The sequence below is a fragment of the Anaerococcoides asporogena genome, assembly GCF_029590275.1.
Taxonomy (GTDB): domain Bacteria; phylum Bacillota; class Clostridia; order Clostridiales; family Clostridiaceae; genus JG1575.
In genome coordinates, this window is the sequence record NZ_CP120965.1 from 1818498 (window position 1) to 1833431 (window position 14934).

General features: G+C 54.3%; 13 protein-coding genes. All 13 read left to right on the forward strand.

Annotated features, from left to right (window positions below; genetic code table 11):
• Window positions 1-96 precede the first annotated feature (96 nt).
• Window positions 97-546 carry a Fe-S cluster assembly scaffold protein NifU gene (gene nifU, locus P6M73_RS08530; protein ID WP_277855749.1) on the forward strand — a complete coding sequence of 150 codons (450 nt, stop codon included), beginning with the start codon at window positions 97-99 and terminating at the stop codon, window positions 544-546.
• 119 nt (window positions 547-665) lie between these two features.
• Entirely contained in the window at window positions 666-1742 is a 1077-nt protein-coding gene (gene mnmA, locus P6M73_RS08535; RefSeq protein WP_277855682.1) for a tRNA 2-thiouridine(34) synthase MnmA, read from the forward strand.
• A 367-nt stretch (window positions 1743-2109) separates the two neighbouring features.
• A complete protein-coding gene (locus tag P6M73_RS08540; RefSeq protein WP_277855683.1) occupies window positions 2110-2802 on the forward strand; it encodes an AzlC family ABC transporter permease in 693 nt (230 codons plus the stop codon).
• Entirely contained in the window at window positions 2795-3115 is a 321-nt protein-coding gene (locus tag P6M73_RS08545) for a branched-chain amino acid transporter permease (protein WP_277855684.1), read from the forward strand. Before P6M73_RS08540 ends, P6M73_RS08545 begins: the two co-directional genes overlap by 8 nt.
• A gap of 409 nt (window positions 3116-3524) precedes the next feature.
• The gene (gene alaS, locus P6M73_RS08550) at window positions 3525-6146 is read left to right on the forward strand and encodes an alanine--tRNA ligase (protein ID WP_277855685.1); all 2622 of its coding nucleotides are present in this window, start codon (window positions 3525-3527) and stop codon (window positions 6144-6146) included.
• A gap of 478 nt (window positions 6147-6624) precedes the next feature.
• Window positions 6625-8052 carry an MBOAT family O-acyltransferase gene (locus P6M73_RS08555; RefSeq protein WP_277855686.1) on the forward strand — a complete coding sequence of 476 codons (1428 nt, stop codon included), beginning with the start codon at window positions 6625-6627 and terminating at the stop codon, window positions 8050-8052.
• A 15-nt stretch (window positions 8053-8067) separates the two neighbouring features.
• Window positions 8068-9015, forward strand: a complete 948-nt coding sequence (locus tag P6M73_RS08560) for an SGNH/GDSL hydrolase family protein (RefSeq protein WP_277855687.1) — start codon at window positions 8068-8070, stop codon at window positions 9013-9015.
• Between the two features lie 312 nt (window positions 9016-9327).
• Complete coding sequence (locus P6M73_RS08565) at window positions 9328-10560, forward strand: Zn-dependent hydrolase (RefSeq protein ID WP_277855688.1); 1233 nt, start codon at window positions 9328-9330, stop codon at window positions 10558-10560.
• 210 nt (window positions 10561-10770) lie between these two features.
• A complete protein-coding gene (locus tag P6M73_RS08570) occupies window positions 10771-11037 on the forward strand; it encodes an IreB family regulatory phosphoprotein (RefSeq protein WP_277855689.1) in 267 nt (88 codons plus the stop codon).
• Between the two features lie 231 nt (window positions 11038-11268).
• Window positions 11269-11724, forward strand: coding sequence for a Holliday junction resolvase RuvX (gene ruvX / locus P6M73_RS08575; protein WP_277855690.1), 456 nt, complete (start codon window positions 11269-11271; stop codon window positions 11722-11724).
• Between the two features lie 36 nt (window positions 11725-11760).
• Entirely contained in the window at window positions 11761-12021 is a 261-nt protein-coding gene (locus P6M73_RS08580; RefSeq protein ID WP_277855691.1) for a DUF1292 domain-containing protein, read from the forward strand.
• On the forward strand, window positions 12021-12506 hold the full coding sequence (locus P6M73_RS08585; protein ID WP_277855692.1) for a Fur family transcriptional regulator: 486 nt from the start codon (window positions 12021-12023) through the stop codon (window positions 12504-12506). The genes P6M73_RS08580 and P6M73_RS08585 overlap by 1 nt, the downstream gene beginning before the upstream one ends.
• Before the next feature lie 580 nt (window positions 12507-13086).
• Window positions 13087-14799, forward strand: coding sequence for a ribonuclease J (locus P6M73_RS08590; RefSeq protein ID WP_277855750.1), 1713 nt, complete (start codon window positions 13087-13089; stop codon window positions 14797-14799).
• Window positions 14800-14934 lie beyond the last annotated feature (135 nt).

Consider the following 14934-nt stretch of genomic DNA (forward strand, 5'->3'; position numbering starts at 1 on the left):
GGACCATGCACTGGGTCCGGGCAAACGCACCATGTTTATTTTAACTAAACTTTAAGATATCAGAATTTGAATCGATTCGGGGAGGAACTATATATGATGATCTACAGCCCAAAGGTAATGGACCATTTTAAAAATCCAAGAAATGTCGGAGAGATGGAAGACCCATCCTCCATCGGTGAAGTCGGAAATGCCAAATGCGGCGATATCATGAGAATCTACCTGAAGGTGGAGAATGATGTTATCGTTGATGTGAAATTCATGACCTATGGCTGCGGCTCGGCCATCGCCTCGTCTTCCATGGCAACGGAACTGATCAAGGGCAAGCCCTTGAGAGAAGCCTGGGAACTGACCAACAAAGCGGTAGCTGATGCGCTGGACGGCCTGCCGGCTGTAAAAATGCACTGCTCCGTTCTGGCGGAGGACGCGATCCATATCGCCATCAACAATTACCTCAAGTCGCAGGGGCGTGAACCATGGGATTATACCGAACATGATCATGATCACCACGAGGCCGAAGAACCGACCACAGTGGATGACGAGGTTTAATCGAAAGCCCGGATAAAGTGAAACAACAAAGTCAAGCCAAATTCAAACCATCAAGCCAAATTCAAACCATCAAACCAAATACAAGCCATAATCAAACCATATGAAAGAAGGAGAGCACAATGGGAAACAGAGTAGTCCTCGGCATGTCCGGGGGAGTCGATTCGTCCGTTGCGGCTTATCTTCTGAAACAGCAGGGCTATGATGTCATCGGCATCACCATGCAGGTATGGCAGGAAAATGAAGAATTTTCGGAGAGGGAAGGCGGCTGCTGTTCCCTTTCTTCCGTTAACGACGCACGCATGGTCGCCGACCGCATCGGGATCCCGTTCTACGTCATGAACTTCAAGGAGATCTTCAAGGAGAAAGTCATTGATTACTTTGTCGAGGACTACCTCGAAGGCAAAACTCCGAACCCCTGCGTCGCCTGCAACCGGTACATCAAGTTCGACGAGCTGCTTCGGAGAGCCGAAGGGCTGGGTGCCGACTATGTCGCCACCGGCCACTACGCGAGAATCTATGAAGAGAACAACCGCTATATTCTGGAAAAAGCGGCAGATGACCATAAGGATCAGACCTATGCGCTGTACAACCTGACCCAGGAGCAGCTGAAAAAGACCCTGATGCCCTGCGGCGACTACACCAAAGAGGAAATCCGCGCCATTGCCCATGAGATCGGGCTGATTGTCGCTGACAAAAAGGATTCTCAGGATATCTGCTTTGTGGAAGACGGCAATCACGGAAATTTCGTCTATTCCATGGTTCCCGAAAAGAAGAATCCCGGGAATTTCGTGGACAAGAACGGCAAGGTGCTGGGCACTCACAAAGGCATTGCTTATTACACCATCGGTCAGCGCAAAGGCCTGGGACTGGCCCTGGGCGTACCAGTGTTCGTCATGGGCATCAACAAGGACCGAAATGAAGTCATCATCGGCTCGGATGAAGACCTGATGCATGATACCCTCATTATGGATGAGGTCAACCTGATTCTGACCGATGTTCTGACCGAGCCTGTCCGCCTGATGGGCAAGATTCGCTATGCTGCCAAACCGGCGGCCTGTACCCTCTACCCATTGCCTGACGGACGCCTCAAAGCCGTATTCGACGTCAAGCAGCGCGCCATCACCAAGGGACAGAGTGCCGTCTTCTATGACGGGCTGAAGGTCTTTGGCGGCGGAATCATTCGGGAGATCTATTAAGACCAGATGCAGCGAGTCTGGTTCATTGGACGAACCATAGCTTTGACTGAAAGCCAACCTTTTTCCCCGTAGGATGAAAGGTCGGCTTTCAGTTTTACTATCGCCTGCAATCCAAAGGATCATTCTTAAAATATTCTCGTTTTCTCAGTTTCAGTATTAGGACCAAAGGAATGCCAGGCATTTGATGCGACTGGACAGGACTCAGCTGTAGGCTCTTGTGGGGGAGTTTTACTAATTGTTCCAGGATCGGAACGATCATAGGACAGGACAACGAATTAATTCTAAAATAATAAACATTAAGGAGGGTTTCGCTTTCGTTCTTTTAAATGTATAATTATACAATGATTTACGAGAAAGGTCAGAAAGTATGGTTATTAGTAAAAAAGAATGGAAGTCAGCCCTGCGCTGGACACTGCCGGTGATGACAGGATACCTGTTTTTAGGGGTAGCCTTCGGGCTGGTGCTGAACCAGGCCGGATTCTCCTGGATCTGGGCAATATTCATGAGTGCGTATCTTTATACAGGAGCGCTGCAGTTTCTTCTGATTCCGCTGCTGGTCAGCGGGATGTCGCTCTGGGAAACGGCGGTGCTGGCGTTTATGGTCAATATCCGACACTTATTCTACGGCTTTTCCTTTCTGGATGAATTTTCAGCCATGGGAGCCTGGAAGCCCTATATGATCCATACCCTGACCGATGAAACCTATTCCTTGCTTACCGGACTGGAAACGGATCCGGAGACCGACCGGCACGGCGTCATGCTGCTGGTCAGTGCCCTGGATCAGTTCTACTGGGTGGCCGGTTCCTTAGCCGGCGCGCTGCTGGGACAGGCCATTCCCTGGGATCTGGCCGGCATCGAATTTTCCATGACGGCGCTGTTTACCGTGGTTTTTGAAGAGCAGTGGATCAAAGCGAAAAATCACCTACCCGCTCTGATGGGCATTGGGGCAGCCACGCTGCTGCTGGTGGTGCTTGGTCCGGAGCAGTTTCTGCCGCCGGCCCTTGTGGCAACGGTGGGGCTGCTCCTGATCGGCCGGAAACGGGGGTGGATTAATGAATAAGGCATTCTGGATCATTCTGGTGGCCGGTCTGGTGACCCTGGCCATCCGCTTTGCGCCCTTTGCGCTGTTTCACCGCGGACGCCGCATTCCCGAATCGGTTCGTTTCCTGGGCGGTGTGCTGCCTCCGGCCATCATGGGGATCCTCATCCTGATGACCCTGCGCCATGTGGATCTTCTGGCGGGCACTCATGGCCTGCCTGAATTCATCGGCATTGGCCTGACGGCGGCAGTTCATGCCTGGAAGCGCAATACGCTCTTATCCATCGCGCTGGGAACCGCGGCCTATATGATTCTGATTCGGGTCATGGCTTAGCGTTCGTCCACTCAGGGCTTTTCAGGCGGGACGGAGCGAGTCATCCGGTCCCGCCCGGGGAGGAGAAACCCGACTCGTGGGAGGCAGCACCGGACGGCCTTGCGAAAAAATACCGGATTATTTAGAGGTTGTTCATCGAAATCTCATTGACAAAGAAAGCCTTCGCTCCCTATAATACTTGTAATTACATATGGACGTTGAAGAAGAGAAGTAGCCTTGAGAGGTAGACTAAAGAGAGGAACCGCCGGTGTGAATGTTCCGTTGAGTCTGAAGGGGAAGCAGCTTTGGAGTCCTGGCTTTGTGAGTGACGGTATGATTGTACCGTAAGCAGGGTGGTACCGCGGAAGTTTTGTCCTTTCGTCCCTTATGATCAGGGACAAAAGGACTTTTTGATTTGGAGGAATAATCAATGGAACAGAAAAAACCGACGATGAATGAACTGCGCGAAAGCTTCCTCAAGTTTTTTGAGGAAAAGGGCCATCTGGCTCTGGACAGCTTTTCGCTGGTCCCCAAGGATGACAAATCCCTGCTGCTGATCAACTCCGGCATGGCCCCCTTAAAACCATATTTTACGGGTGCCCGGGTCCCGCCCCGCAAGCGGGTCACCACCTGCCAGAAATGCATCCGAACCCTGGACATCGACAATGTCGGTAAGACCTCGCGTCATGCCACCTTCTTTGAGATGCTGGGGAACTTCTCCTTCGGCGACTACTTCAAGAAAGAGATCATTCCATGGGCCTGGGAATATATGACTCAGGTGCTGGGACTGCCCAAGGACCGGCTCTATGCCACCATCTACGAAGATGATGATGAAGCCTTCGAAATCTGGGCCACCATGACCGACATCGGCGAAGACCGCATCTTCCGCCTGGGCAAGAAGGACAACTTCTGGGAAATCGGCGTTGGACCCTGCGGACCGTGCTCCGAGATCCACTATGATTACGGCAATGCCGGCGTTCTGACCACCCGGGAAGAATTTGAAGCGGCTTCGGAAGCCGACAAGACCGTGGAAGTCTGGAATCTGGTCTTCACGCAGTTTGACCGGGATGAAGAGGGCAACTACACGCCGCTGGCCAACCCCAACATTGATACCGGCATGGGCCTGGAACGACTGGCCACCATCATGCAGGGCGTGCGCAGCATTTTTGAAACGGACGCCATCCGGGCCATCATGACCCGGGCAGAAGAACTGACCGGCGTATCCTACGGAACCGATGCCAAGTCCGATGTGTCCCTGCGCATCATCACCGACCATATTAAATCAGCCGCCATGCTGATTTCCGATGGTGTGCTGCCCTCCAATGAAGGGCGCGGCTACATCCTGCGGCGCCTGCTGAGACGGGCTGCCCGGCACGGACGTGTTCTGGGCCGGCAGGAAGCCTTCCTGGCTCAGATGTTGGATGCCGTGGCTGAAAACTACGGTCAGCCTTATCCGGCCATCGTCGAAAAACTGGAATACATCAAGAAGATCGTGTCCCTGGAAGAGGAGAAATTCAACCAGACTATCGATCAGGGAACGCTTGTGCTCAACGACTACATTCAGCAGACCGAAGGGGATGTATTCAGCGGCGACTATGCCTTCAAGCTGTATGATACCTTTGGCTTCCCCCTGGAACTGACCGAGGAGATCGTGGCCGAACGAGGCCTCAAGCTCGACTACGACAAGTTCCACGCCAATATGAAAAATCAGAAGGAAACCGCCCGGGCCGCCCGCGGTCAGAGCAACTTCATGGGTCAGGATGCCAACATCATCAATACCCTGAAGACCGGCACCACCTTCGAATTCACCGGATATGAAGAAGAATCCTCCAAGGGCAGCCTGCTCCTGCTGGCTGGCGAAGACGGCGAAGTGGAAACCCTGGAGCAGGGTGAAAGCGGCTATGTCCTTCTTGACCGGTCTCCGTTCTATGCTGAAATGGGCGGCCAGGTCGGCGACCTGGGAGAAATCCGGGGCGAGAACTTCACCCTTAACGTGCTGGACACCAAGAAAAACCTGTTCGGCGAAACCGTCAACCTGGTAGAAGTCACCGACGGCACCGCCGTCACCGGACCGGTGGTCAGTACCATCGCCAAACCTTACCGGGATGCTATTCGCAAGAACCACACCGCCACCCATCTGCTGCACAAAGCGCTGAAACAGGTTCTGGGCGACCACGTCAACCAGTCCGGATCCCTGGTGGACAGCCACCGGCTCCGCTTTGACTTTAATCATTTCACCCCGATGACCAGAGAAGAGATCCGTAACGTGGAAGATTTGGTCATGGAAATGATTCTGAAAGCCTCCAGGGTCCGGACGGACGTCATGACCCTGGATGAAGCCCGGGAAGCCGGTGCCATGGCCCTGTTTGACGCCAAGTACGGCGAAGCCGTCCGCGTCGTGTCAGCCGGTCAGGATTCCAAGGAACTGTGCGGCGGCACCCATGTCGCCAATACCGGGGAAATCGGTCTGTTCAAGATTATTTCCGAAACCGGCATAGCCTCCGGCATTCGCCGGATCGAAGCTGTCACCGGACTCAATGCCCTGCACTTTGTCCGCAACCAGGAGGACGTCCTGGAAGAAGCTGCCCAGATCATGAAGACCAATCCCCATGAACTGGTGCGGCGGGCCCGTCAGCTCACCGCTGAACTCAAGGACAAGGACCGGGAGATCGCCGACATCAAGAAAACCATGGCTTCCGGCAGCCTGCAGGACATCCTCAACAACATCAGCGAAGTCAACGGCATCAAGGTCGTCACCGGTGTCGTGGACAACATGAGCGGAGAAGACCTGCGCAACCTGGCTGAAAAAGCCCTGGACAAGATCGTATCCGGTGTCTCCGTCATGGCTTCCCGCCAGGAAGACAAGGTTTCCTTCTGCGTCATGGTCTCCAAGGATCTGGCCGGAAAAACCGCCCATGCCGGCAAACTCATCGGCCAGATTGCTCAGGTTGCCGACGGCAAAGGCGGCGGACGCCCCGATATGGCTCAGGCCGGCGGCAAGTCCCCCGAGAAAGCGCAGGAAGCAGTCAACAAAATCTTCGAACTGCTCTAGTCAGCTAAGGGTAATATCCCTTGGTTTGACAATCCCATAAACCTTCGACCGCTGTGGACTGAACGGATTCAGACCGCAGCGGTCTTGCTTTGCTCTTTTTCACTCCGAAAGCTGGATCGGCCCAGTACCTGACTGCTCGAACAGGTCTTTGAAACTAGTGGTGAGCACACAAAGCATTCGAAAGTGAGATTGATCCCAACTTTCGAATCTGGGAGTGAATCTGAGATTGAACCCAACTTTCGAATATGAGGCGAATCTGAGATTGAACCCAACTTTCGAATCTGAGAGTGAATCTGAGAGCGAATCTGAGAGCGAATCTGAGAGCGAATCTGAGGCTGATTTAATCCGAATAGGAAAGGATTTAAGTCAAATCTGAGGATGAATCATTTTTGGTGAGGTATCATTTTTTCTCCCGCCTTGCAGTTGGGGTGAAAAGTGGTAGAATCAGAATGGTAATTTTTTGAAAGGGGGTGGCAGGATGCTGTTCAACTCCATCGATTTTGCGGTGTTTTTGCCCATTGTGTTCCTGCTGTACTGGTTTGTACTGCCCCGGCGAACCTTGCAGAATGCGCTGCTTCTGGTGGCCAGCTATGTCTTTTATGGCTGGTGGGACTGGAAATTCCTGATCCTGATTTTTTTGAGTACGGTGCTGGATTACGGGGTGGGGGTCGCTCTGTCACGGACTGAAGATAACGTGCGGCGAAAGCTTCTGCTGGGCGTAAGCCTGCTCTTTAATCTGGGGTCACTGGGCTTTTTTAAATATTATAATTTTTTCAGCGAGAATTTTGCCCGGGCTTTTTCCTTCCTGGGCCTGCCGTTCTCACCGGCTGTGCTCAACATTGTGCTGCCGGTGGGCATCAGTTTCTATACCTTCCAGACCCTGAGCTATTCCATTGATGTCTACAAAAGGGAGCTCGAGCCGACGGAGAGCTTTGTCGAATTTGCCGCTTTTGTTTCGTTTTTTCCGCAGCTGGTGGCGGGCCCCATTGAACGAGCCAGCAACCTGTTGCCTCAGTTCCAGAAGGACCGTACCTTTGACCGGGAGAGGGCAGTGGACGGTCTGCGTCAGATCCTGTGGGGACTGTTCAAGAAGATCGTCATCGCCGATAACTGCGCCGAGTATGTCAACAGCGTCTACGGCAATTACACCAATCAGCCGGGCAGTGCCCTGGCCATTGCCGCCATTCTCTTTGCCTTCCAGATTTACGGGGATTTTTCCGGCTACTCGGACATCGCCATCGGAACCTCCCGCCTGTTCGGCTTTGGCCTGATGCGCAACTTCGCCAATCCGTATTTTTCGCGAAGTATTCCGGAGTTCTGGCGCCGCTGGCATATCTCTTTGTCCACCTGGTTCCGGGACTATGTCTACATACCGCTGGGCGGCAGCCGGCGCGGCCTGGCCCGTACGGCTGTCAACACCTTGATCCTGTTTCTGGTCAGCGGTTTCTGGCATGGCGCCAACTGGACCTTCATCGCCTGGGGAGCCCTCCATGCGTTTTATATGGTTCCATCCCTCATGGGCCGCCGGGTTCCTGTTAAGCGGAACGAGGCGGTTGTCGCGACGCTGCGCGATCTGCCGGCCATCCTGCGCACCTTTCTGCTGACGGTGTTGGGGTGGATCCTGTTCCGGTCTGATCACCTGTCCGATGCCTTCGCCTATATCGACCGGATTTTCTCGCCCAGCCTGTTTACCATGCCGCTGCTGCCGGAACGCACGATCTATACCCTGGGACTGATCCTGCTGCTCGTCGTGATCGAGTGGCGGGGCCGGACGAAGGCCCATCCCCTGGAGGGAGCGGGATTCCACTGGCCCTGGCCGGCCCGCTGGTCGCTGTACTACTCGCTGGTGCTGGTGATTTACTTTTTCAGCGGCCGGTCGCAGCAGTTCATCTATTTTCAGTTTTAGGGGGAGGAACAATTCATGAAGCGATTTTTACTGCGATCCGGCTGCTTTATTCTGCTCCTGGCCGCCCTGTTTGGCGCGCTGGAGCTGGGCCTGCGAAGCATTCCCAATGACTACGCTTATAAAAACCATTACCTGGAAGAGCATGCCTCCTCCCTGGAAGTGCTGAGCCTGGGGTCCTCCCACAGCTACTACGGCATTGATCCGGCTTATTTTGACCGGCCCTCCTTCAACGCCAGCCATGTCTCCCAGTCGCTGTTCTATGACTTGGGTATTCTGGATAAATTCAAGGACGACATGACTCAGCTCAAATACATTCTGCTGCCCATCTCGTCCTTTACGCTGTCCCATCGGATTGAAGACGGGACCGAAGCCTGGCGGGTGCGCAGCTATCACCTGTACTATGATTTGGCGGTACCCCAGGGGATCACGCCGCTGTATGAAGTGACCGGCAACGACGGCTTTACCAATTTCAAGCGGGTGGCCGACTACCTCAGGACCGGGCAGGGCGTGAACTGCGACGAGAGGGGATTTCTTGCCCGCCCGCCCGAGGATCCGCAGGATCTGGAAGCAACCGGAATCCGAGCGGCCAAACGGCATAACGCTATGAATCCGGTGCATCAGACCGAAAACCGGCACATTCTGGATGCGCTCTTGCAGGATGCGCGTTCCATCGGCGCCCGGGTGATTCTATACACGCCGCCGGGACACGACGAATATGTCGGGCGGCTCGATCCGGCCGCGGTCCGACAGATGAAGGAGCTAGCCGAAACCCTGGACCGGTCCAGCCAGGAGGTGATCTACCTCAACTTTCTGGAGGATCCGCACTTTGCCGAATCTGACTTCTACGATGCCGACCATGTCAATGCCGCCGGAGCCCGCAAACTGACGGGACTGATCAATCAGGCCATGCAGGAATGGGACCGGGGTCAGGATCCAGTGACTGCCGCAGCGGGCGGAAAGTAAATGCCTGGTCGGAAAAATGTCACGGGCTTAACAAGACGTAAGCGAAAATCATGATAGACTGATAGAAAACCGCCTGATTATCAGGCGGTTTTCGTGCATGTGAAAAGGCAGATCGGATTGGATTGATAAATCGTTATTTTTGAGACAGGCCATAGGAATTTCAGCCCAGGGCAAGGTCTTTGTGTCATAATTGGAGGTAGTGGTGCGGCGGGAGAGAAGCCGTTTCCATCCCCGGGGCTGCGTCAGGGCAAAATCTTGATACAGCCGGGGATACGATGAATCCAACGATGAAAGACAACAGGAGGAACGATTATGTTGAAAATCAATCAGGAACGGTTGGGACGACGCCTGGAGGAACTGGCACAGTTCGGAGGAAGCGAGCAGGGGATGAACCGCTTTTCCTACACCAAGGAAGAGAAAGATGCGCAGAATTACCTCAAAGAAGTATTTGCCGTTCTGGGCATGACGGTGACGGAAGATCCGCTCGGGAATCTGTTTGCCCGCTATGAAGGACTCAATCCGGAGCTGAAGCCCATCGTCACGGGATCGCACATCGACTCCGTGCGCAACGGCGGCCGCTACGACGGCAACCTGGGCGTCCTCGGCGCGCTGGAGGCAGTCCAGTGTCTCCATGAGCAGGGGATTCGACTGAATCACCCCATTGTGATCTTTATTTCCAAGGATGAAGAGGGCACCCGGTTTGGTTCCACCATGTTCGGAACTGAGGCTATGCTCGGAGCCCTCCCGGCAGAATTCCTTGACCGCACCGACCGGGATGGCATCACGCTGCGCCAGGCCATGACCGACGCCGGCTATGATCCCCAGGGCATTTTCAACTCGAAAGTAGAGCCAGGCAGCTACGCCGCCTATCTCGAACTTCATATCGAACAGGCCCGTGTTCTGGAAACCATGCAGATTCCCATCGGCATTGTCACCGGTATCGCCGGACCGCTCTGGTTTGCTGTCAACATTAAAGGACAGGCCGGCCACGCCGGATCAACCCCCATGCGGATCCGCCACGATCCGATGGTTGCGGCCGCCCGCCTGATTGATCAATGCGACCGCATCGCACGCCAGTTCCAGGACACCGTCGCCACCACCGGTTACATTAAGGCTGACCCGGGAACGACCAACGTCATTCCGGCTCAGGTGGACTTTACCATCGACCTGCGGGACGTCAGCATGGCAGACCGTGATCAGGCGGAAGCCGAGATCAAGGCGGCAGCACGACTTCTGGAGGAAAAAATGGGCGTGACCATCGAGTTCAGTGACCGTGTGCGCACCCCGTCGGTCCTGTGCAACGACGCTCTGATGAATGTCATCGAAGAGACCGCCGGCGAGTTCTCGCTGCCCAGCCTGCGGATGCCGTCGGGCGCCTGCCACGATGCCATGCACTTTGGACCACTCTGTCCCATCGGCATGATTTTTGTGCCCTCCGTCAACGGCTACAGCCACCGGGCGGATGAATACACTCCGCTGGAAGACTGCGCCAACGGCGCCAATGTGCTGCTGAATACTCTGGTTAAGGCTGACGCCCTGGTCTAATTCAAACCGGGGATCGGCCGCTGGAACTTACGACTCGAAATCGCCGCCCGAGCCCCTTGGACCCTCCTTTGACCGGCCGGTTGAAAGGGGCTTTCCGGTGAATTCGTGATTTTCAATGATAATCAATCTCACTGTATACAAATGCTCGCAAAAGCTTTATAATGAGATGTAAGGTTAGTCGAAGGAGGTGGGACTTTTTTAAGCACCGCTATGGAAAAGAAAGATAATCTACAGAACACCATGCAGTTTGAGGACTTCAAAAAGGATAAAGTTACTCTAACAAAAGAGATCCTGTCTGAAGTGTATCAGTCCTTGTCTGAGAAAGGATACAACCCTGTAAACCAGATGGTGGGCTATTTGATCTCCGGAGACCCTACTTACATTACCAATTATAATGGAGCCAGGGCACTGATCCGAAAACTGGAACGCGACGAAATATTGGAAGAAGTTTTAAGGACTTACCTGGATATTGAGTGATTTTTTAAGGGTGCCATAAAATCTGGCACCCTTATATTTAAGTTAATCGTTAATTTGCGCCAGATCTTTCCGGACTGGCCAGCCGGCAGTGCCGGACACCCCCGTGACTGGAACCAGATCAATAGGAACAAATAGACCGGCAAAGCCACCCCCGGGTGGAAGCACGCTGTTTGCTGCTACTGATTTAGTCAGCAGTCACTGCATGATTTTTTAGAAAAAAGAGGTTTTTGGATGAGAGTATTGAGTCTTGATGTGGGCGATCGCCGCATCGGTGTCGCCGTTTCGGATCCCACCGGTTTTCTGGCCACGGGTCTTGGCGTCATTAAACGGGATGGGTCCTCCCAGGGCAATATTGCCGCTGTCCAGCAGGTGCTGGAGCAGATCAAGGCGTACGATGTCAGGCTCGTGGTAGCCGGACTGCCGAAGAACATGGACGGCACCGTCGGCTTCCAGGCCAGGAAAGTTCTGGATTTTATTGAAGAACTGAAAAAAGTCTGGGACGGCGAGGTCCTGACCTGGGATGAACGGCTGACTACGGTCAGCGCTCATATGGTCATGGCTCAGAAAAAAACCAAAATCAACCAGCGCAAGAATGATGTCGACAAGATCGCTGCCTGCTTTATCCTGCAGGGCTTTCTTGACTCCATAGAATTCAAAAAGCGGAAAGAACAGGACCAGTCGCGCTAAGCGGACTGAGAACAGCAAGGAAAGAAGGTGAAATGAATGGAAAACACCACCGATTTAATCGTATTGTCCGGAGAAGACGGCGAAACCTTTGAAGTGGAAGTCATTGACCGCGTGGAAGTGGAAGGACAGGAATACTTTATTGTCAGACCCGTGGAAGAAGAGGATGTTTATACCGCGCTGCGGGTAGACCTTGATGATGACGGCAATGAGGTCTTTACGGTCGTCGAGGACGACGAGGAACTGAACGCAGTGGAAGAGGCTTACAGCCTGGCTTTAATTGACGAGGAAGAGATTTAATGAAAATTAACGAAAGCGGTTATGTGGATAACCTCAAGACTATGCTGCGCGAAGCCGGGGCCAAGCTGACCCCGCAGCGCCTGACCATCCTGGATGTCATCATCCAGCAGGAAGGGAAGCATCTGACCATCGAAGAGATCTACAACAAGGTCAAGGAAGTTAAGGCGGAGACGGGCGTAGCCACGGTCTACCGCACGATCCTGCTCTTCGAGGAACTGGGCATCGTCAAGAAATTAGATTTAAATGACGGAATCTACCGATACGAACTCAACCACGAGGAAGAGCTCCATGGGCATCACCATCTGGTGTGTTCAGCCTGCGGCAAAGTGGAAGAAGTCCGGGACGATCTGCTCGACTCTGTCGAACAGATCATCGAGAAGGATTACCGATTCCGGATCAAGGACCATTCGCTGAAATTCTATGGCTTATGCAGTGACTGCTATCTGAATGAAAGCGAGGAAACGAATGAACGAAAATCAAAATAACGAACCAAAGAAAAATAAAAACAATCAGTCCAAAGACAGAGGGCGCAACCAGTATGGGGAGAAGATCCAGAAACAGGATTCTTCCAACGCGCCGGAAGTCAAAGAGCCGAAGGAAAGCCGCCTCCAGAGCGTAGTAAAGGCGATCCGCCCCAAACGGCAGAAGCCGCTGATCGCGGATATCGATCAGGCTCCGGCTCAGGCACCGGCTCAGGCACCGGCTCAGGCTCAGACTTCGGCCGAAGCGCCCAAGCCATCCAGACGCCGGACCCCCCGGCCCAAGCCGGAAGCTGGAGCAGCGCCCAACGCGCAGACCCAGAAGCCGCAGCCGGAAGCCCCGGTTAAAAACCGCCGCAAGGGCCAGGCACCCGCACCGGAAGCTCAGACTGGCGCAGTCGAAGCACCCAAAGGCCGCCGGCAGCCAAGACCGCGCCGCGAACAGCAGCCAAAGCCGGTAAATGAAACAGTGGTGAAAACCGAACCTGTCGTAAAGACGGAACCATCGGCAGCCATCCCGGGTCCGGCAAAGGCGGAAAATCGCCGCCGGAGCGAAGCCCCGCGGGGCCGCAACCCCAGAGGGGGCATGTGGAACAAGCCAAGACCGGAAGCGGTAAACTTCACGGTATCCAATCCCAGCGACAAGGACATTGTCCGGATCATTCCCCTGGGAGGACTGGATGAAATCGGCAAGAACATGACCGCCATTGAGTACCGGGATGAGATCGTCGTCATCGACTGCGGCCTGAAGTTCCCGGAAGACGAGATGCTGGGCATCGACAGCGTCATTCCGGACGTCACCTTCCTGAAGAACAATCTTCATAAGGTCAAAGGCTTCTTCATCACCCACGGCCATGAGGATCATATTGGAGCGCTGCCCCATATCCTCAAGGAAGTGAATGTACCGGTCTACAGCACCCGGCTTACCCTGGGACTCATTGAGGTTAAACTGCGCGAGCACAACATCTTCAATAAGGTGAAGCTGCAGACGGTTAAGCCGCGGGATATCGTGCGCTTCAACCACATCAGCGTGGAGTTCATCAAAACCAACCACTCCATCGCCGACGCGTCGGCTCTGGCGATTCATACTGCCGCCGGCGTTCTGATTCATACCGGTGACTTCAAGGTTGATCTGACTCCGGTAGCCGGTGATGTCATCGACCTGGCCCGCTTTGCCGAGCTGGGAACTCAGGGCGTTCTGGCCCTGATGGCAGACTCCACCAACGCGGAGCGGCCCGGATACACGCAGTCGGAAAGCACCATCGGCAACAGCTTTGAAAAACTGTTCATGGAAGCGAAGGGCCGCATCATTGTAGCAACCTTCTCCTCCAACATCGACCGGATTCAGCAGGTCATCGGCGCGGCCCTCAAGACGAACCGCAAGATGGTCTTCAACGGCCGGTCCATGGAGAACAATGTCAACGTGGCCCGGGAACTGGGCTATCTGGACATCGATGATCGCAGCATCGTGCCGGTGGACGAAATCAAGCGCTTCCGCGACGATCAGCTGGTCATCATGACCACGGGCAGCCAGGGCGAACCCATGGCCGCCTTGTCCCGGATGGCACTGGGCGAACACCGCAAGATTCAGATTCAGCCCAATGACACCGTCATCCTGTCGTCTCATCCCATTCCGGGAAATGAGAAGGGGATCTTCAAGACGATCAACCTCCTGTACAAACTGGGAGCCGAGGTCATCTACGATTCCAAGGAAGACGTTCATGTTTCGGGACATGCCTGCCAGGAAGAGCTCAAACTCATCCAGGCGCTGGTCAAGCCCAAGTACTTCATTCCGGTTCACGGGGAGTACCGCATGCTGAAGATCCATTCGGATCTGGCCAGAAAAATGGGGATGGAATCCAAAAACATTCTGATTCCGGAAACCGGTGACATCCTTGAACTGTCCCAGACCAGCCTGCGCAAGAACGGCAAGGTTCAGTCCGGCCAGATTCTGGTGGACGGCCTCGGCGTCGGCGATGTCGGCAGCATTGTGCTGCGTGACCGCAAGCATCTGTCCGAAGACGGCATGGTTACGGTGGTTGTGACGGTCGATATGACTTCCGGCACCGTGATTGCGGGCCCGGACCTGATCTCCCGCGGCTTTGTCTTCATCAAGGAGGCCGAGCAGCTGATGGAGGATTCCCGGATTATCGTCCGCAACCTTCTGACGGAAGCCGAAGGCACCCGCCTGAAGAATACGGAGTTCGTGAAGAACCAGATCCGCGAACAGCTGCGGAACTTCCTGTTCCGCCGCACCAAGCGCAGTCCGATGATCGTGCCGATCATCATGGAAATTTAGTCCGGATCGATCATCCGGCAGAGTTTTCTGAAAAACAAGAACCTTGGATCGCCCGGTCCCGTTCCCTGGGAGCGGCTCCAGCAATAGTTGACAGGAGATGCAGAATCTCCAGGATATGTTAAATCTCAGAGAGAT